The 21844-nt window shown below is 75.7% G+C and carries 2 protein-coding genes; both read right to left on the minus strand.

Features of this window, described 5'->3' with window-relative positions; translation table 11 throughout:
- A partial coding sequence (locus LDL48_RS42220; RefSeq protein WP_443667693.1) for a type I polyketide synthase occupies nt 1-10334 on the minus strand: 10334 nt, incomplete at its 3' end.
- Nucleotides 10335-10377: 43 nt separating this feature from the next.
- Entirely contained in the window at nt 10378-21795 is an 11418-nt protein-coding gene (locus LDL48_RS42225) for a type I polyketide synthase (RefSeq protein ID WP_225260834.1), read from the minus strand.
- Between the last annotated feature and the right edge of the window lie 49 nt (nt 21796-21844).

Consider the following 21844-nt stretch of genomic DNA (forward strand, 5'->3'; position numbering starts at 1 on the left):
AGGAACGCCGTCTTACCATCCACCACCGAAACCGGCTGCACCACACCCAAACCACGCCGCAACTCATCACGATCACCAGCCACCACCACCGCCCGCACCGGCAACGCCGCACGGCCGGTGGCCAGCGAGTACGCCAGATCACCAAGCTCCGCCTCCGGCAACACCCCCGCCAGCTCCAGCAGCGCGCCCTCACCACGCGCGGACAACAGGATCGGCTGCACCGGCAACAACCGCACCGGCCCCACCGGCTCCACCGCCGGGGGTTCCTCGATGATGATGTGCGCGTTCGTGCCACTCATCCCGAAGCTCGAAATACCCGCCCGACGCGGCCTGTCCCCGGCCTCCCACGCCACCGCCTCGGTCAGCAGGCTCACCGCACCGGCAGTCCAGTCCACCTTCGACGACGGCTCACCCACGTGCAGCGTCTTCGGCAACACACCATGACGCATCGCCATCACCATCTTGATGATGCCGCCCACACCCGCAGCCGCCTGGGTATGACCGATGTTCGACTTCAACGACCCCAACCACAACGGCGTCGCCCGATCCTGGCCATACGTCGCCAGCAGCGCCTGCGCCTCGATCGGATCACCCAACGTCGTACCCGTACCGTGCGCCTCCACCACGTCCACGTCCGCCGCCGTCAAGCGAGCGTTCGCGAGCGCCTGCCGGATCACCCGCTGCTGCGCCGGACCATTCGGCGCGGTCAAACCATTCGACGCACCATCCTGGTTGATCGCGCTGCCCCTCAGCACCGCGAGGATCTGATGACCGTTACGCCGCGCATCCGACAGCCGCTCCACCAGCAGCATGCCGACGCCCTCACCCCAACCGGTGCCATCCGCGTCGTCCGAGAACGCCTTGCACCGCCCGTCGGACGCCATACCGCGCTGCCGGGAGAACTCGATGAAGGTATCCGGTGTGGACATCACCACCACACCACCGGCCAGCGCGAGGTCGCACTCGCCCTGCCGCACCGACTGCGCCGCCAGATGCAACGCGACCAGCGACGACGAACACGCCGTATCCACCGTCACCGCCGGACCCTCGAGACCGAACGTGTACGACAACCGACCCGACGCCACACTCGCCGAGCCGCCGGTGGCGCCGTGGTCCTCCGCACCGTCTCCACCCGATGCCGCGGCCATCATCAGCAGGGTGCTGTAGTCCTGGCCGTTGGAGCCGATGAACACCCCCGTCCGCGAGCCACGCAGCGTCGCGGTGTCGATGCCGGCGTCCTCGAACGTCTCCCAGGTCGCCTCCAGCAGCAGGCGCTGCTGCGGATCCATCGAGACCGCCTCACGCGGACTGATCCCGAAGAACCCGGCGTCGAAGTCGCCCACACCGGCCAGGAAACCGCCGTGCACGGCGGCGGAGGTGCCCGGGTGTTCCGGGTCGGGGTGGAAGAGGGAGTCGATGTCCCAGCCGCGGTCGGTGGGGAACTCGGTGAGGGCGTCGCCGCCCGCGGCCACCAGATCCCACAGCCCCTGCGGGTTGTCGGCGCCGCCCGGGTAGCGGCAGGCCATGCCCACGATCACGATCGGCTCGTCGTCGGTCAGAACGGCGGCGGGGAGCGCCGCGGACGTGTCCACCACCACGCCGACCAGCTTTTCGTGCAGGTGCGCGGCAAGCTCGGCCGGCGACGGATGGTCGAAGACCAGCGTCACGGGCAGGGCCAGGTCGGTGACCTCCTGGAGGCGGTCACGCAGTTCGACGGCGGTCAGCGAGGCGAAGCCCAGGTCGCGGAACGCGCGGTCGGGCAGGATCTGGTCGGCTCCGTCGTGGCCGAGTACCGAGGCGGCCTCGCCCCGGATCAGTTCGGTGAGGTAGGCGATCCCATCCGGGGTGCTCAGCCCCGCCAGGCGGTCGAGCAGTGGGTGCGACGCGTTGGTGGTGACGTCCGTTGCGGTGTCCACGAGGTCGACCAGCAGCGGCGCCGGCCGGTTCACGGCGAAGACGGAGGCGAAGCGGGACCAGTCGACGTCGGCGACGACCGTCACCGCTTCCGGGCCGGTGACCGCGCCGGCGATGGCCGTGACGGCCGCGTCCGGCGCCATGAGAACCAGGCCGCGGCTGGTCAGCTGGTCGCTGGTCGTACCGCGGGTGGCCATACCCACTTCAGCCCATGGGCCCCACGCGATCGCCGTGCCGGCCAGGCCCCGGGCCCGCCGGTCCGCCGCCAGCGCGTCCAGGTAGGCGTTGGCCGCCGCGTATGCGCCGCCCGCCCCGCTGCCCCAGATCCCGGAGATGGAGGAGAAGAGCACAAAGGCGTCGAGCGTACGGTCGCCGAGCAGTTCGTCGAGGTGCCGGGCGCCGTCGGCCTTGCCCGCTCCGACGAGGTCGAGATCCGCCCGGGTGAGTGCGGTGAGGGGCGCCGAGGTGTCCACGCCGGCCGCGTGCATCACCGCGGTCAGGTCGTCTCCGCAGACCTCCAGCACCCGCGCCACGTCGGCGCGGACGCTCATGTCGGCGACGACCACCTCGACCGGTACACCCAGCTCCGGCGCCTCGCCGCCACCGCGGCTGGTGAGGACGATGCGCTCGGCGCCGTTGCCGGCCAGCCAGTGCGCGACCTTGCGGCCGAGTCCGCCGGTGCCGCCGGTGATCAGGACGGTGCCGGACGGCTGCCAGGCTGCGCCGGACGGGCGCGGCGCCGGGGACAGGCGGCGGGCGAGGACGCCCGCGGACCGGATGGCGACCTGGTCTTCGGCGCCGGAGGCGAGCACCCCGGCCAGCCGAGTGCCGGCGCGGTCGTCGAGCGTGGCGGGCAGGTCGATCAGACCGCCCCAGCGGTCGGGAAGCTCCAGGGCGGCGACGCGGCCGAGACCCCAGACGCGGGCCTGTCCGGCGTCGACGCGGGCGTCCGCCCGGCCGGTGTCGACCGCACCGCGGGTGGCGCTCCAGAGCCGCCCGGTGAAGTCGGCCGGCAGCCGCTGGATCAGTTCGAGAAGGTCACCGGCGTCGAGTCCGACGGCGATGATGCCGGCGAGCGGACCGGCGCCGGGGCCGGTCACGACCGTGACGCCGTGGGCGGTGAGGGCGGCGGCCACGTCGGCGCCGTCGCCCACGACCTGCCACCGGCCGCCGAGCGTCGGGGCGGGGACGGTGACCGGGGTCCAGGTGATCCGGTAACGCCAGGACGCCACGGTGTCGCGTTCCCTGCGTGCCCGGCGCCAGGCGGCGAGTCCCGGAAGGACCGCGCGCAGGGACTCGAGGCGGTCGTCCCGCAGGCCCAGAGCGCCGGCCAGAACGGGCAGATCCGCTCGCTCGACGGCCTGCCAGAACTCGGCGTCGACCGGCTCCTCCCGGCCCATCCCGCGCACGGCGGCGCCCAACTCGGGCCAGAACCGCTGCCGCTGGAACGGGTAGGTGGGCAGTTCGGCGAGGCGGGCTCCGGTGCCCGCGAAGAGGGCCGGCCAGTCGACGCGCCCGCCCGCCGCCCAGTAGCGGGCCAGCGCGGAGACGACGTCGGTGTGGTCCCGGCGGGAGGCGGGGATCAGCAGGGCGTCGTCCCGGATCTCGGCCACGGCCGGGATCAGGGCGGCGTCCGGCCCGATCTCGATGAACGTGGCGGCGGTCACCGCCGCGACGTCGTCGGCGAACCGCACGGTGTCGCGCACGTGCCGCACCCAGTACTCCGGGTCCGTCACGTCCTTGACCAGCGGGATCGACGGCTCATGGAACGTCAACGTGGCGACCACGGCCCGGAAGTCGTCGAGCATCGGGTCCATCAGCGACGAGTGGAACGCGTGCGACACCTCGAGCCGCCGGGTCTTGGCGAACGTCGCCGCCACCGCGTTCACCCTGTCGGCCGGCCCGGAGATGACGACCGACCGCGGGCCGTTGACGGCCGCGACGTCGATGTCCGCGCCGGCCAGTTCCGCCTCGGTGGCCTGGATCGCCACCATCGCGCCGCCGGCCGGCAGGGCCTGCATCAGGCGCCCGCGGGCAGCGACGAGGCGACAGGCGTCTTCGAGACTCCAGACCCCGGCGCAGTACGCGGCGGCGACCTCACCGATCGAGTGACCCACCAGCACGTCCGGCCGCACACCCCACGACTCGAGGAGCCGGAACATCGCCACCTCGTACGCGAACAGCGCCACCTGGGTGAACTCGGTCTGGTTCAGGCGCTCATCGGTGCCGAACACGACCTCGTGCAACGGCAGGTCGACGTTCGCGGCGACCTCGTCGAACGCGTCGGCGAAGACCGGGTACGCCCGGTACAGCCCAGCGCCCATCCCGGCGTGCTGCGCGCCCTGGCCGGTGAACAGGAACGCGGTCCGGCCGCTACCCGCCTTCACCGCGCTGACCCCGCCGAGCCGGACGAGCAGTTCGGCGCGGTCGGCCGCGACCACGACGGCGCGGGTGGCCAGCTCGGCCCGGCCGGTCGCCAGGGTGTACGCCACGTCGGGCACGCTCAGTTCCGGCCGTTCGGCCACCGCGGCGGCCAGCGTCCTGGCGTACTCCCGCAGCGCCTCCGGTCCCGCGGCCGACAGCGGCACCGCCCAGGCGGCGCGCTCGGCGACCGGCGCGGCGGTCACCTCGGCCGGCGCGGGCGCCTCCTCGACGATGAGGTGGGCGTTGGTGCCGCTCATGCCGAACGACGAGACCGCGGCCCGGCGGGGTCTGTCCCCCGCCGTCCAGGCGACGGGCTCGGTGAGCAGGCTGACCGCGCCGACCGACCAGTCGACGTGGGTGGACGGCTGGTCGACGTGCAGGGTCCGGGGCAGCAGCCCGTGCCGCATCGCCATGACCATCTTGATCACGCCGCCGACGCCCGAGGCGGCCTGGGCGTGGCCGATGTTCGACTTGAGCGAGCCGAGCCAGAGCGGGCGGTCCTCGTCGTGCTCCCGGCCGTACGTCTCGAGCAGCGCCTGCGCCTCGATCGGGTCGCCCAGCGTGGTGCCGGTGCCGTGGCCCTCGACCGCGTCCACGTCGGCGGCGGTCAGCCGGGCGTCGGCCAGCGCTGCGCGGATGACCCGCTGCTGCGAGGGCCCGTTCGGGGCGGTCAGCCCGTTGGACGCGCCGTCCTGGTTGACCGCGGAGCCGCGGACCACGGCGAGGATCTGGTGGCCGTTGCGCTGGGCGTCGGAGAGCCGCTCGACCAGCAGCACACCGGCGCCCTCGGCCCAGCCGGTGCCGTCGGCGGCGTCGGCGAACGCCTTGCAGCGTCCGTCGGCGGCGAGCCCGCGCTGCTGGGAGAACTCCAGGAACGTGCCGGGCAGCGCCATCACCACGGCGCCACCGGCCAGGGCCAGGTCGCATTCGCCGGCGCGCAGCGCCTGCACGGCCAGGTGCAGCGCGACCAGCGACGACGAGCAGGCGGTGTCCACCGTGACGGCCGGGCCTTCCAGCCCGAAGGTGTACGACAACCGGCCGGAGACCACGCTCGCGGCGCTACCGGTGGCCATCTGTCCCTCGCTACCGGCGGGCTGCGCGAGCATCATCAGCGCGCCGTAGTCCTGCCCGCTGGTGCCCATGTAGACGCCGGTGCGGGAGCCGCGCAGGGTGCCGACGTCGATTCCGGCCCGCTCGAACACCTCCCAGCCGACCTCCAGCAGCAGCCGCTGCTGCGGGTCCATGGCCAGCGCCTCGCGCGGGCTGATGCCGAAGAAGCCGGCGTCGAACTCTCCGGCGCCGCTGAGGAAGCCGCCGGTGCGGGTGTAGGACTTGCCGGGGCGGCCCGGCTCCGGGTCGTACAGCTCGTCGGGGTTCCAGCCGCGGTCGGCCGGGAAGTCGCTCATCGCGTCGCCGCCGGAGGCGACCAGGTCCCACAGCAGTTCCGGGTTGTCCGCGCCGCCCGGGTAGCGGCATCCCATGGCCACGATGGCGATCGGCTCGCCGGCCTCGATCGCGGCGCGGGCCGGCAGCGGCGCGGCGGCGTCGACGACCACGCCGGTCAGCTGGTCGCGCAGGTGGCGGGCGAGCACGGCCGGGGACGGGTGGTCGAAGACGATGGTGGTGGTCAGCCGCAGCCCGGTCTCCGCGGTGAGCCGGTTGCGCAGTTCGACGGCGGTCAGCGAGTCGAAGCCGACCTCGCGGAAGGCCCGTTCGGGCAGCACCTCGTCGGGTCCGTCGAGGCCGAGCACCGCGGCGGCGGCGACGCGCACCAGGTCGGTGAGGCGGGCCAGCCGGGCCGGGTCGCTCAGCGCGGCCAGCTCGTCGAGCAGCGGGTGGGCGGCGGTGGGCATCGGACCGGCGGCGTCGGCCTGGGCCTCGGGCAGTTCGGCGAGCAGCGGCGCGGGGCGGCCGACGGTGAACACCGGCGCGAACCGGCGCCAGTCGACGTCCACCACGACCTGCGCCGGGTCACTTCCGCCGGCGGCCGCGGCGATCGCGGTGACCGCGGCCGCGGGCGGCAGGTGGCGGAGGCCGCGACGGCTGAGCTGGTCCGCGGCCTCGCCGCGGGTGGCCATGCCGGCCTCGCCCCACGGACCCCAGGCGATCGCGGTGCCGGCGAGACCGCGGGTACGCCGCTGGGCGGCGAGCCCGTCCAGGTAGGCGTTGGCCGCCGCGTACGCGCCGCCCGCCCCGCTGCCCCAGACCCCGGCGATCGAGGAGAACAACACGAAGGCGTCGAGGGTACGGTCGCCGAGCAGCTCGTCGAGGTGCCGGGCGCCGGCGACCTTGCCCGCCGCGGTGACCGCCAGCCGGGCCGGGGTCAGGGCGTCGATCGGTTCGGCGCTGTCCACGCCGGCCGCGTGCACCACCGCGGTCAGGCCGTCACCGCAGAGTTCGAGCACCCGCGCCACGTCGGCGCGCACGCTCACGTCCGCGGCGACCACCTCGACCGGCACACCCAGGTCCGGCGCCTCGCCGCCACGACGGCTGGTCAGCACGATGCGCTCGGCGCCGTGCTCGGCCAGCCACCCGGCGACCCGGCGGCCGAGGTCTCCGGTGCCGCCGGTGACGAGCACGGTGCCGCGCGGGCTCCACTCGCCGGTGGGCGTACCCGAGACGTGGGTGAGGCGGCGGGCGAACGCGCCGGACGGGCGGATCGCGACCTGGTCCTCCCCGGTGGCGCCGGCGAGGACGCCGGTCAGCCGGCCGGCGGCGCGCTCGTCTACCGTCGCGGGCAGGTCGATCAGGCCGCCCCACCGCTGCGGCAGCTCCAGCGCCGCGACCCGGCCCAGACCCCAGACGCGGGCCTGCTGCGGGCGCAGCGCGCCGTCCGAGCGGCCGGTGGCGGCGGCGCCGCGGGTGAGGGCCCACAGCCGGGTGTCGGCGTCGCCGGCGGCGGCGACCGCCTGGATCAGGGCGACGGTGTCGGCCAGGCCGGTGGTGACGGAGGGTTCCGCCGGGTGGTCGCTCTCGTCCAGGCCGAACAGCGAGACGACGCCGGTCACCGGGCCGGCGGCGAGCCGCTCGGCCACCTCGGCCACGCTCTCGGCACGGACCACCTCGGCGCCGGCGCCGGTCAGCACGACGTCCAGCTCCGGCTCGCCGGTCCCGGCGATGACCCAGCGACCGGTCAGCGCGGCGGGCTCGGCGGCGAGCGGCGTCCAGGTGGCCCGGTAGCGCCACGAGTCCACGGTGTCGCGCTCGCGGCGGGAGCGCCGCCACGACGACAGCACGGGCAGCATCGCCTCGAGGTAGTCGCGCTGTCCCTCCCGCAGGCGCAGGGTGTCGGTGAGGGCGGCCAGATCCTCGCCCTCGACAGCGCGCCAGAACTCGGCGTCCGCACCGGATTCGGTCGCGCCGGGCGCGGCGGCCGCCGCCGGTCCGGCGTCGGGCCAGAAGCGGCGGCGCTGGAAGGCGTAGAACGGCAGGTCGACGCGGCGGGCACCGGTACCGGCGAAGACCGCCGTCCAGTCGGCGCCGGCGCCGTGCACCCACAGCGCACCGAGGGCGGCGGCGAGGGCCTCGCCGTCGCCGCGGTCGCGGCGGGCGACCGGGATGACCGCCACGTCCTCGGCGCACTGGACGACCGCGGGCGTCAGCGCCGCGTCCGGGCCGATCTCGACCACGACGGTGGCGTCGGACATGGCGGCGACGTCGTCGGCGAAGCGTACGGTGTCCCGCACGTGCCGCACCCAGTACTCCGGGTCCGACACGTCCTTGACCAGCGGGATCGTCGGGCGCTGGAACGTCAGCGTCCGCACCACCGCGCGGAACTCGTCGAGCATCGGCTCCATCAGCGACGAGTGGAACGCGTGCGACACCGCCAGGCGGCGGGTCTTCGCGAACGTCGCCGCGACCGCCTCGACCTTCGCCAACGGCCCGGCGATGACCACGGACTGCGGGCTGTTGACCGCGGCGATGTCCACGTCCGCGCCGGCCAGCTCGTCCTCGGTGGCCTGGATCGCGATCATCGCGCCACCGGCCGGCAGCGCCTGCATCAGGCTGCCGCGCGCGGCCACCAGACGGCACGCGTCCGCCAGGCTCCACACCCCGGCGCAGTACGCCGCCGCCACCTCGCCGATCGAGTGCCCGGCGAGCACGTCGGGCCGGATGCCCCAGGACTCCAGGAGGCGGAACATCGCCACCTCGTACGCGAACAGCGCCGCCTGGGTGAACGCGGTCTGGCCCAGTCGCTCGTCGGCGCCGAACACCACGTCCTTGAGCGGCAGGTCGAACTGCGCGCACACCTCGTCGAACGCCGCGGCGAACGCGGGGTACGCGGCGTACAGGCCGCTGCCCATGCCGGCGCGCTGCGCGCCCTGCCCGCTGAACACGAACGCGGTCTGCGCGCCGCCGCCGGTGCGGCCGGTGACCGTGCCGGCGGCGATCTCGGCGAGCCGGTCGAGCAGTTCGTCGCGGCCGGAGACACCGAACGCGACGCGGTGCGGCAGCCGGGCGCGGCCGACAGCGACCGACATGGCCACGTCGAGAGCGCGGCTGCCGGGCGCGGCCAGCACCGCTTCGCGCAGCCGGGTGGCCTGCTCGCGCAGGGCCGCGGCGTCGTGGCCGGACAGCAGCAGCGGCACGGTGCCGGGGCGCACGGTCGCTTCGGTGTCGTCGGTCTCGGCCGGGGCCGGCTGCTCGATGATGAGGTGGGCGTTGGTGCCGCTGATGCCGAACGACGAGACGCCCGCGCGGCGCGGCCGGTCCCCCTCGGTCCAGGGCAGTTCCTCGGTGAGCAGCGCGACCGATCCGGCGGACCAGTCGACGTGGGTGCTCGGCCGGTCGACGTGCAACGTCTTGGGCAGCAGGCCGTGGCGCATCGCCATGACCATCTTGATCACGCCGGCCACCCCGGAGGCGGCCTGGGTGTGGCCGATGTTGGACTTCAGCGAGCCGAGCCGCAGCGGGTCGCCGGCGCGGCGTCCCTTGCCGTACGTGGCGAGCAGCGCCTGCGCCTCGATCGGGTCGCCGAGCGTGGTGCCGGTGCCGTGCGCCTCGACGGCGTCCACGTCGCCGTAGGAGAGGCCGGCGTCCGCCAGCGCCTGCCGGATCACCCGCTGCTGGGCGGGGCCGTTCGGGGCGGTCAGGCCGCTGCTGGCGCCGTCCTGGTTGATCGCCGAGCCGCGGATCAGGCCGAGCACCGGATGTCCGAGCCGCCGGGCGTCGGAGAGCCGCTCGACCAGCAGCAGCGCGGCGCCCTCGGCCCAGCCGGTACCGTCCGCGGCGTCGGCGAACGACTTGCACCGGCCGTCGGCGGAGAGCGCCCGCTGGCGGCTGAACTCGGTGAAGATGTACGGCGACGGCAGCACCGTGACGCCGCCGGCGAGCGCCATCGTGCACTCGCCGCGGCGCAGCGACTGGGCGGCCAGGTGCAGCGCGACCAGGGACGACGAGCAGGCGGTGTCGATCGTGACGGCCGGGCCCTCGAGCCCGAACGTGTAGGCCAGGCGACCGGAGAGCACCGAGGTCGCGGTGCCGGTGGCCAGGTAACCCTCGGCGCCCTCCGGGATCTCGTCGAAGCCGTACAGGTAGTCGGTCGGCGAGGCGCCGGCGAAGACGCCGATCCGGTCGCCGCGGACCAGTTCGGGGTTGATCCCGGCCGCCTCGAACGCCTCCCAGCCGACCTCCAGCAGCAGCCGCTGCTGGGGGTCCATGGTCAGCGCCTCGCGCGGGTTGATCCCGAAGAACGCCGGGTCGAACCCGGCCGCGTCGGACAGGAACCCACCCTCGCGGGTGTAGCTCTTGCCCGGCGCGTCCGGGTCCGGGTCGTAGATGCCCTCCACGTCCCAGCCGCGATCGGTGGGGAACTCCCCGATCGCGTCCGTGCCGGCCGAGACCATCCGCCACAGGTCCTCGGGCGACCGCACCCCGCCGGGGTACCGGCACGCCATCCCGACGATGGCGATGGGTTCCCGGTCGCGTTCCTCGTTGACCTGGAGGAGCTGTCGAGCTTGACGGAGCTCACCGGTCATCCACCGCAGGTGGTCCAGGAGCTTCTGCTCGTTCTCCATACAGCGCCTCCGTCGAGGGGAGTCAGGCCTTGCCGAACTCGTCTTGGATGATTGCGAAGAGGTCGTCGGCGGTGGTCGCGCCGAGCTCCGGCGAAACGGCGTCGGCCGTTCGGGGAGCGGGCACGGTCACCGGACCGACGCGGAGCGTCTGAATCCGGTTGGACACCAGGGCGGCGTCCAGGTCGTCGAGGGCCACCCGGCCGAGCAGGTCGGCCAGCAGGTCGATCTGGCCGAGCACGTCGGCCATCGGGTCCACCGGCGGGAACATGACCTCGTGCAGATGCGTGGCGAGGGTCTTGGGACTCGGGTGGTCGAAGACCACGGTGCTGGCCAGGGAGGCCCCGCTCAGCTCCTGCAACCGGTTGCGCAGTTCGATCGCGGTGAACGAGTCGAACCCGATCTCGAGGAAGCCCCGGGCCGGGTCGACCCGGTCACCGGACCGGTGTCCGAGCACCGCGGCGCACTCGTCGCGCACCAGCTGCAGCAGGGACCGCTGGCGGTCGGCGTCCGACTCCACGGCCAGCTTCTGCCGCAGCTCGCTGTCCCCGGCGGGGTCCCGGCCGGTGTCGCCGGCCGGGACCGGCGCGAGACCGGCGAGCAGGTGGGAGGCGCGGGTCGAGGTGAACAGCGGCAGGAACGTGCTCCAGTCCACATCGGCCACCGTCTCGGTCGCCGCACCGGAGCCGACCGCGCCGGCCAGGGCGTCGACCGCCATGTCCGGCGGCAGCAACCCGAGGCCACGGCGGGTGAGCTGGTCGCCCGAGCCGTCCGAGAGGACCATCCCGACCTCGGCCCACGGGCCCCACGCCACGGCGGTGCCGGCCAGCCCACGGGCCTGGCGCCGGGCGGCGAGACCGTCGAGGTAGGCGTTGGCGGCGGCGTACGCGCCGCTGCCGCCGCTGCCCCAGGTCGCCGCGATCGACGAGAAGAGCACGAACGCGTCGAGCGCCTCGTCGCCCAGCAGGGCGTCGAGGTTCGCCGCCCCGGCCACCTTCCCGGCGGCGGTCTGCGCGAGATGCGCAAGGTCCACCTCGGCGATGGGCGCGTTCAACGACACCCCAGCAGCGTGGACGACGGCGGTCAATGATTTCCCTGGAATCGTCGCCAGCACGGCGGCCACGGCGGCGCGGTCGGCCACGTCGCAGGCGGCCACGTCGACCCGCACGCCCAGGCCGGTCAGCTCGGCGGCCAGCTCGGCGGTGCCGGGGGCCATCGGGCCGCGCCGGCTGGTGAGCACCAGGTGCTCGGCGCCCGCCGCGGCGAGCCACCGGGCCACCACGGCGCCGAGGCCGCCGGTGCCGCCGGTGACCAGGACCGCGCCGCGCGGCTGCCAGCCCGCTCCGGTGGGCGCGGGTGCCGGCGTCAGCCGGCGGGCGAGGACACCGGCGGGCCGCAGCGCCACCTGGTCCTCGTCCGCAGCGGCGAGCACCGCGGCCAGCACCTCGGCGATGTCCGGGCCGACGGTGGCCGGCAGGTCGATCAGGCCGCCCCAGCGGTGCGGCAGCTCCAGGGCGACCACCCGGCCCAGACCCCAGACACTGGTCTGCGCGGGCTCCACCTCGGAGTCCTGGGCAGCGGCGGCGACCGCGCCCCGGGTCACGCACCAGAGCCGACCGCCCTCCGGCAGGCGCCGCAGCAGATCCGCCGTGGCGGCCAGACCGGGCGGCACGTCGCCGCCGGCGTCGGCCAGCAGGGCGAGCAGCGACACCACGCCGGCGAACGGGCCGTCCGGCAGCCGGTCGACGGACGCGGTGACCACCTCGGCACCGGCGTCCCGCAGCGCAGCGGCCACGCCCGGGTCGTCGATGCCCGGCGCCGTCACCAGCAGCCAGCGGCCGGGCAGCACCGCGGGCGGAAGCTCGACCGGCGCCCAGGTCTCCCGGTACCGCCAGCCGTCGACGGCGTCGCGCTCGGCCCGCGAGCGCCGCCACGACGAGAGCACCGGAAGTGCGGCGCGCAGGGCCGCACGCTGGTCCGCCGCGAGATCCAGGTCGCCGAGGTCGTCGCGTTCCACCGCCGTCCAGAAGTCGGCGTCCAGATCGGCCGCTCCGGCCGAACCCAGGGTGGTCTCCGGCCAGTAGCGCTCGTGCCGGAACGGGTACGTGGGCAGGTCCACCGGCGCACCGGTGAAGTCACCGAAGACCGCCGGCCAGGCGACCGTGCCGCCCCCGGCCCACACCTGCCCGGCCGCGGTGAGCAGCGTCGCCACCTCGGGGCGTCCGGTGCGGGCCACCGCGATCAGCGTCTGCTCGCCGCCCGCCGCGGCGACCGCCGGGAGCAGCACGGTGTCCGGGCCCACCTCGACGACCGTCGCCGCGTCGGCCAGCGCCGCCACGTCGTCGGCGAACCGGACGGTGTCCCGCACGTGCCGCACCCAGTACTCCGCGTCGGACACGTCCTTGACCAGCTCGATCACCGGTTCGTGGAACGTCACGCCGGACACCACCGCGCGGAAGTCGTCCAGCATCGGCTCCATCAGCGCGGAGTGGAACGCGTGCGACACGTCGAGCCGGTGGGTCTTGCGGTCGGCGAACCTCGCGACGACCGCTTCGACCCGGTCGGCGGGGCCGGAGACGACCACCGACGACGCGCTGTTGACCGCGGCGATGTCGATGTCCTCGCCGGCCAACTCGGCCTCGCCGGCCTGGATCGCGGCCATCGCCCCGCCGGGCGGCAGGGCCTGCATCAGCGCGCCGCGGGCCTCGACCACCCGGCAGGCGTCGGCCAGGTTCCAGAGCCCGGCGCAGTGCGCCGCCGCGAGTTCACCGATCGAGTGGCCGGCCAGCACGTCCGGGCGCACGCCCCACGACTCGAGAAGCCGGAACATCGCCACCTCGTACGCGAACAGCGCCGGCTGGGCGTACCCGGTGGGCGCCAGGTCGTGACCGTCCAGCACCAGTTCCCGCAACGGCAGCTCGAAGTGGGCGCACACCCGGTCGAACGCGTCGGCGTACACCGGGAAGGTGTCGTACAGCTCGCGGCCCATCCCGGCCCGCTGCGCGCCCTGCCCGGTGAACACGAACGCCGTCCGACCGGCGGCCGGGGCCGCGGGCCGCAGCGTGGCCAGGCCGTCCCGCAGTTCCGCGTGGTCGGCGGCGACCACGACGCCGCGCACCGGCAGCGCGGCACGGCCGGTCGCCAGCGCGTACGCGAGATCCGCGGGCGCCGGGGCGGCCTCGTCCGCGACCAGCGCGCCGAGCTGCTGCGCCCGGTCCCGCAGGCCGTCCTCGTCCACCGCGGACAGCACGAACGGCAGGACCGTGGGCGCGGTGCCGCGGCCCACCGGCCCGGCCGGTGGCGCCTCCTCGAGGACGACGTGCGCGTTGGTGCCGCTGACGCCGAACGAGGAGACCGCGGCGCGGCGCGGCCGGTCGCCGGCCGGCCACCGCTGCTCGGCGGTGAGCAGCCGGACCGCGTCGGTGGACCAGTCGACGTGCCGGGAGGGTTCGTCCACGTGCAGGGTCCGCGGCAGCACCTCGTGCCGCATCGCCAGCACCATCTTGATCACCCCGGCGACGCCGGCGGCGCCCTGGGTGTGGCCGATGTTGGATTTCACCGAGCCCAGCCAGAGCGGTCGCTCCGGGTCGCGGTCCCGGCCGTACGTGGCCAGCAGCGCCTGCGCCTCGATCGGGTCGCCGAGCGTGGTGCCGGTGCCGTGCGCCTCGACCACGTCCACGTCGGCCGGGGTGAGCTTGGCACCGGTCAGCGCCTGCCGGATGACGCGCTGCTGCGACGGGCCGTTCGGGGCGGTCAGCCCGTTGGACGCGCCGTCCTGGTTGACCGCGGAGCCGCGGAGCACGGCCAGCACCCGGTGGCCGTTGCGCTGCGCGTCGGAGAGCCGCTCCAGCAGCAGCATGCCGGCGCCCTCGCCCCAGCCGGTGCCGTCGGCGGCGTCGGCGAACGGCTTGCAGCGGCCGTCCGGCGCCAAGCCGCGCTGCCGGCTGAACTCGATGAACAGGAACGGGGTGGACATCACCGTGACGCCACCGGCCAGCGCCAACGAGCACTCCCCGCGCCGCAGCGCCTGCGCGGCGAGGTGCAGCGCGACCAGCGACGACGAGCAGGCGGTGTCCACCGTGATCGCCGGGCCCTCGAAGCCGAACGTGTACGACAACCGGCCGGACATCACACTGGCCGCGTTGCCGGTGACGCCGAAGCCCTCGGCCACCTCGGGGGCGGCGCCGAGCAGCAGCATCGGGTAGTCCTGCCCGGCGACGCCGACGAAGACGCCGGTACGGCTGCCGCGCAGCGCGTCGGCGTCCAGCCCGGCCCGCTCCAGCGCCTCCCAGCTGGTCTCCAGCAGCAGCCGCTGCTGGGGGTCCATGGCGACCGCCTCGCGCGGGCTGATCCCGAAGAACCCGGCGTCGAAGTCGCCCGCCCCGGGCAGGAAACACCCGGTCCGGGCGTACGTGGTGCCGGGGTGCGCCGGGTCGGGGTGGTAGAGCGAGTCCGGCCAGCCCCGGTCGGCGGGCAGGTCGGTGACCGCGTCCCGGCCCTCGTCGAGCAGCCGCCACAGGTCCTCGGGGCTGTCCACGTCGCCGGCGAACCGGCAGCTCATCGCCACGATCGCGATGGGCTCGTCGTCCGTGGCCGCCGGGCCGGTGTCCGCCGCGTCCGGCGCGTCCGCGCCGCCGCCGAGTTCGGCGGCGAGGTGCGCGGCGAGCGCCGCCGGGTGCGGGTGGTCGAAGACGACGGTCGCGGTGAGCGGCAGCCCGGTGGCCGCGGTGAGCCGGTTGCGCAGCTCCACCGCGGTCAGCGAGTCGAAGCCGACGTCGCGGAACGCCCGCTGCGCCGGGACCGCCGCGGTGTCGGCGTGCCCGAGCACCGCGGCGGCCTCGCCGCGGACCAGGGCGGTCAGGCGGGCGAGCCGGTCGGCCGCGGACAGGCCGGCGAGGTCGTCGGCCGGTGCGGCGCCGGTGTCCCGGCCGGCGAGCACGTCGCGGACCGCGGGAACGTCGTGCAGCAGCGCGGAGATGTGTTCGGCGCCGAAGACGGTGACCAGGCGCTGCCAGTCGACGTCCGCGACCACCTCGGCCGGGGCGCCGGCGCCGACCGCGGCGGACAGCGCGCCGACCGCGGTCTCCGGCCGCATCAGGCGGAAACCGCGCCGGGCGGACTGGTCCCCGGCGGTGCCGACGGAGGCCATGCCGGCGCCGGCCCACGGTCCCCAGGCGACGGCGGTGCCGGCCAGGCCGCGGGCCCGCCGGTTCGCGGCCAGCGCGTCGAGGTAGGCGTTGGCGGCCGCGTACGCGCCGGCCCCGCCGCTGCCGAGCACACCCGCCACCGAGGAGTACAGCACGAACGCGTCCAGCTCCCGGTCACCGAGCAGTGCGTCGAGGTGCGCGGCGCCCAGGCTCTTGGCCGCGGTGGCTTCGGCGAGCCGGTCCGGGCCGAGTTCGGAGAGCAGGCCGGAGACGTCGACGCCGGCCGTGTGCACGACCGCGCTGAGGTCGGCGGGCAGGTCGGCGACCAGCGCGGCCGCCGCGTCGCGGTCGGCGACGTCGCAGGCCACCACGCGGACCGTGACGCCGAGCCCGGCGAGTTCGGCGGCCAGGTCCACCGCGGCCGGGGCGGCGGCGCCCCGGCGGCTGGTCAGCACGAGGGTGGTGGCGCCGTGGGCGGCCAGCCAGCGGGACACGGCGGCGCCCAGGCCGCCGGTGCCGCCGGTGACCAGCACGGCACCGCGTGGCCGCCACGGGTCGCCGGTGGTGCGCGGCGCCGGGACCAGCCGGCGGCCGTACACGCCAGTGGCGCGGATCGCCACCTGTTCCTCGCCGGGAGCGCCGGCGAGGACCGCGGCCAGGCGTGCCGCGGCGCGGGCGTCCAGCCCGGTCCGCAGGTCGACCAGGCCACCCCACCGGTACGGCTGCTCCAGCGCGATGACCTGCCCGAGCCCCCAGACCTGGGCCTGGGCGGGGCTGGGCGCCGCCTCGTTCCGCCCGACCGTGACCGCCCCCGAGGTGACGAGCCACAGCGGGGCGTTGACGGCGGCGTCGTCCAGGGCCTGGACCAGCGCGAGGTTCGCCGCCAGCCCGGCGGTGACCCCGGACCGGTCGGGCCGGAGTTCCTCGTCGCCGGCGTACACCGACAGCACGCCGGCGAAGCCCTCCCCGGCGATGTCCCGGAGCGCGTCGGCCAGCGTGTCCCGTCCGGGTTCGACGGTGAGCGGCACGACGTCGGCGCCGTGCGCGGTCAGCGCGGCGGTCAGCGCGTCGTCGAGCCGGGTGCCGGCGACCAGCCAACGGCCGTCCAGCCGGGCCGGTTCGGTGTCGACCGGCTTCCAGGTGATCCGGTACCGCCAGGCGTCGACCGCGTCGCGTTCGAGGCTGCCGCGCCGCCACGCGCTCAGCGCGGGCAGCAGCCGGGCCAGGTCGTCGCGGCCGGTGGCGTCGAGCGCCAGGGAACCGGCCAGCGCGGGCAGGTCGGTGCGCTCGACCGCGGTCCAGAAGGCCGCCTCCGCGCCGGTGCCGCCGGCCGCGGTGCCGGTGGCCGGCTCGATCCAGTAGCGCTGGCGCTGGAAGGCGTACGTGGGCACGTCGACCCGCCGCGCGCCGGTGCCGTCGAAGACGGCCGGCCAGCGGACCGCACCGCCGCGCGCCCACAGCGTCCCCAGCGCGGCGAACAGCGTGGCCGTGTCGGGGCGGTCGACGCGCAGGGCGGGCACGAAGGCCGCGTCCGCGTCGGCGGGCAGCGCCTGCGGCCCGAGCGCGGAGAGGATGCCGTCCGGCCCGATCTCGACATAGGTACGGACACCGGCTTCGTACAGGGCGGCCACGTCGTCGGCGAAGCGCACCGTGTCGCGCACGTGCCGCACCCAGTACTCCGGCTCGGACACGTCCCTGGCCAGCGCGATGGCCGGCGGGTGGAGGGTGAGCGTGCCGACCACCGCGCGGAACTCGGCGAGCATCGGTTCCATCAGCGGTGAGTGGAAGCCGTGGCCGACCCGCAGCCGCCGGGTCTTGCGGCCCCGCTCGGCCCACGGCGCGGCGAACGCCACCACGTCGGCCTCCGGGCCGGAGACGACGACCGAGGCGGGCGCGTTGACGGCGGCCAGGCCCAGGCTCGCCGGCAGCTCGCCCAGTTCCTCCTCGGTGGCCTGGATGGCGATCATCGCACCGCCGGCCGGCAGCTCACCCATCAGCCGGCCGCGGGCGAGCACCAGCCGGGCCGCGTCGGGCAGGTCCCAGACGCCGGCGCAGTAGGCGGCGGTGACCTCGCCGATCGAGTGCCCGGCGACCAGGTCCGGCCGTACGCCCCAGCCGGTCAGCAGCCGGAACAGCGCCGCCTCCACCGCGAACAGCGCGGCCTGGGTGTAGAGGGTCTCGTCCAGCGGGGCGGCGTCGCCGGCGAAGACGACGTCGCGCAGCGGCCGGTCCAGGCCGGGGTCGAGGTGGGCGCAGATCTCGTCGAAGGCGTCGGCGAACGCGGGGAACTCCCGGTACAGCTCGGCGGCCATGCCGGGACGCTGGGCGCCCTGGCCGGTGAAGAGCAGCGCGGTGCGCCCGCCCGCGCCGGTGGTGACGGTCGGTGCGGCCAGTGCGGCCAGCAGCTCCGTCCGGTCCCCGGCGATCAGCGTGGTGCGGGCGGGCAGGGCGGCCCGGCCGGCGGCCAGCGACAGCGCGACGTCGGCGAGGTCCAGCTCGGGCCGCGCGGTGAGCAGTTCGGCGAGGCGGGCGGCCTGGGCGCGTACCGCTGTCTCGTCGTGCCCGGAGAGGGTGACCGGCACGACCGGCGGGACCCGGCGCGGGGTGTCCGCCGGCTCGTCGGCGGGCGGCGCCTCCTCCAGGATCACGTGGGCGTTGGTGCCGCTGATGCCGAACGACGAGACGCCCGCCCGGCGGGTCCGGTCCCCGGCCGGCCACGCCGCCGGCTCGGTGAGCAGGGTGACCGCGCCGGACGCCCAGTCGACGTGCGGCGACGGCTGGTCGGCGTGCAGGGTGGCGGGAAGCAGCCCGTGCCGCAGCGCCTGCACCATCTTGATGACCCCGGCGACACCGGCCGCGGACTGGGTGTGCCCCATGTTGGACTTGATCGAGCCGAGCCGCAGCGGCCGGTCGGCCGGGCGCTCCTGCCCGTACGTGGCCAGCAACGCCCCGGCCTCGATCGGGTCGCCCAGCGTGGTGCCGGTGCCGTGCGCCTCCACCGCGTCCACGTCGGCCGTGGTGAGCCCGGCGGTGGCGAGGGCCTGCCGGATCACCCGTTCCTGGGCGGGTCCGCTGGGGGCGGTGAGGCCGTTGGAGGCGCCGTCCTGGTTGACCGCGGTGCCGCGGACCACGGCGAGGACCGGGTGGCCGTGGCGGCGGGCGTCGCTGAGCCGTTCCAGGGCGATCAGGCCGACGCCCTCGGCCCAGCCGGTGCCGTCCGCGCCGTCCGCGAAGGACTTGCAGCGGCCGTCGCCGGCCAGCCCGCCGTGCCGGTCGAACTCGGCGAAGGTGCCGGCGGTGGCCATCACGGTGACGCCGCCGGCCACCGCCAGGTCGCATTCGCCGCGCTGCAGCGAGTGCCCGGCGAGGTGCAGCGCGACCAGCGACGACGAGCAGGCGGTGTCGATGGTGACGGCCGGGCCTTCGAGGCCGAACGTGTAGGACAGCCGCCCGGAGGTCACCGAGGAGGCCATGCCGGTGAGGAAGTAGCCCTGCGATTCCGGCGGCACCTCGCTGAGCCCGGCGGCGTACTGGGAGAAGGACGCGCCGACGAAGACGCCGGTGCGGCTGCCGCGCAGCGACGACGGATCGATGCCGGCCCGTTCGAACACCTCCCACGCGCTCTCCAGCATGAGGCGCTGCTGCGGGTCCATGGCGAGGGCCTCGCGCGGGCTGATGCCGAAGAAGGCGGCGTCGAAGCCGGCCGCGTCGCGCAGGAAGCCGCCCTCGACCACCTCGGCGGGGTCCCAGCCGCGGTCGTCCGGCGGGCGGGAGACCACGTCGGCGCCGGCCTCGACCATCGCCCAGAGCTGCTCGGGGTTCTCGATGCCGCCGGGGAAGCGGCAGCTCATCGCGACGATGGCGAGCGGCTCGCCGGCGTCGACGGCGGCCGGGACCGCGGTGGACGCGTCGACCACCACGCCGGTGAGCTGGTCCCGCAGATGCGCGGCGAGCGCCTCCGGGTGCGGGTGGTCGAAGACGAGCGTGGCGGCGAGCCGCAGGCCGGTCGCGCGTTGCAGCCGGTTGCGCAGTTCGACGGCGGTCAGCGAGTCGAAGCCGATGTCGCGGAACGCGCGGCCGGTGCCGATCTGGCCGGGGCCGTCGTGGCCGAGCACGGCGGCGGCCTCGGCGCGGACCAGGTCGGTGAGCCGGGTCAGGCGGGCCGGGGCGGGCAGCAGGCTGAGTTCGTCGAGCAGCGGGTTGGCGCCCCGGGCCGGGCCGCTGGCGTCCTCCTCGCCGGTCTGCGGCAGTTCGTCGAGCAGCGGGGCGGGCCGGCCGGCGGTGAACACCGGCGTGAACCGCGACCAGTCGATGTGGACGACGACGTGCCCGGCGTCGTCGGTGCCGGCCGCGCCGGCGATCGCGGAGACGGCGGCGGCCGGCGGCATCGGGGTCATGCCGCGGCGGCGCAGCTGGTCGCCGGTGGCGCCGCGGGTGGCCATGCCGACCTCCGCCCACGGGCCCCAGGCGATCGCGGTGCCGGCCAGGCCGCGGGCACGCCGGTCGGCGGCGAGCGCGTCCAGGTGGGCGTTGGCGGCGGCGTAGGCGCCGCCGCCCGCGTTGCCCCAGATCCCGGCGATGGAGGAGAAGAGCACAAAGGCGTCGAGGGTACGGTCGCCGAGCAGCTCGTCCAGGTGCCGGGCGCCGGTGACCTTGCCGATCGCGGCGTGGGCCAGGTCGGCCGCGGTGATGTCGCCGAGCCCGCCCGCACCGTCGACGCCGGCGGCGTGCACGACGGCGGTCAGCTCGTCGCCGGCCACGGCGAGCACCCGGGCGACCTCCGCCCGGTCGTCCACGTCGGCGGCCACGAACTCGACGGCGACGCCGAGGCCGGTCAGTTCCGCGGCGAGGTCGTCGGCGCCGGGTGCGTCCGCGCCGCGCCGGCTGGTCAGCACCAGCCGGTCGGCGCCGGCCCGCGCGAGGTGGCGGGCCACGACGGCGCCGAGGCCGCCGGTGCCGCCGGTGACCAGCACGCTGCCGCGAGGCCGCCAGGGTGCGCCGGCCGGCCGGGGCGCGGGGGTGAGACGCCGGGCCAGGATGCCGGACGGGCGCACCGCCACCTGGTCTTCCGGGCCGCCGGCGGCGAGCACGGCGGCCACCCGGGCGGCGGCCCGCTCGTCGAGGTCGGCGGGCAGGTCGACGGTGCCGCCCCAGAGCTGCGGCGCCTCCAGCGCGGCGACCCGGCCGAGGCCGGCGGTCATGGCCTGCTCCGGGTTGACCCGGGCGTCGGCGCGGCCGGTGGCGACCGCTCCGCGGGTGACGGACCAGAGCCGGGCGCCGACGCCGTCGGCGGCGCCCAGCGTCTGCACCAGGTCCAGCGTCCGTACCAGGCCGACGGGCACGGACGGGTGGTCGGGGTGGGGGCGGTCGTCCAGGCCGAGCAGGGAGAGCACGCCGGCCACCGGACCGGACGCGATCGCGTCCGCGACGGCCGCGGCGGGGTCCCGGTCGGGGCCGGCGGGGACCGTCTCGACCTGCGCGCCGGCGTCGGTGAGCGCCGCGGCGAGCCGGTCGGCGCCGGGGGTGCCGGGGTCGCCGACGAGCAGCCAGCGGCCGTCGAGGCGGCCGGGCGGGACGGTGACCGGGGCCCAGCCGACGCGGTGGCGCCACGAGTCGACGACGTCGCTCTCCCGGCTGGTGCGCCGCCAGGCGGCGAGCGTGGGCAGCATGGCTTCGAGGTGACCGCGATCGCCCTCGGCGAGGTCCAGCGTGCCGGCCAGGGCGGGCAGGTCGGCGCCCTCCACGGCGCGCCAGAAGTCGGTCTCGGCGCCGCTGGCCGCGACGGCGGCCGTCGCCAGGCGTTCGGGCCAGAAACGGCGGCGCTGGAACGCATAGGTGGGCAGGTCGACGCGGCGGGCGCCGGTGCCGGCGAACATCGCGGACCAGTCGACGGTGGTGCCGTGGGCCCAGGCCTGCCCGACCGCGGAGAACACCGCGGCGACCTGCGGCTTGTCCTTGCGCAACAACGACGCGAACACCACATCCGCATCCCCCGGCACCGACTCCGGACCCGCAGCCGACAACACCCCGTCCGGACCGAACTCCACAAACGTCCGCACACCCCGCGCATACAACGACTGCACGGAGTCGGCGAACCGCACCGGCTCGCGCAGATGCCGCAACCAATACTCCGCCGTCGCCGCCTCCGCCGGGTCCAGCACCGCACCCGTGACATCCGAGATCAACGCCACCGTCGGCTCCCGGAACGTCAACCGTCCCAGCACCTCGGCGAACGACGGCTGCATCACCTCGATGAACGGCGAATGCGCGGCATGACTGATCCGCAACCGCCGCACCTTACGACCCAAACCACCGAAATGCTCCGCGATCGGTGCACACGCCTGC

The organism is Jidongwangia harbinensis (assembly GCF_020216025.1).
GTDB classification, from domain to species: Bacteria; Actinomycetota; Actinomycetes; order Mycobacteriales; family Micromonosporaceae; genus Actinoplanes; species Actinoplanes harbinensis.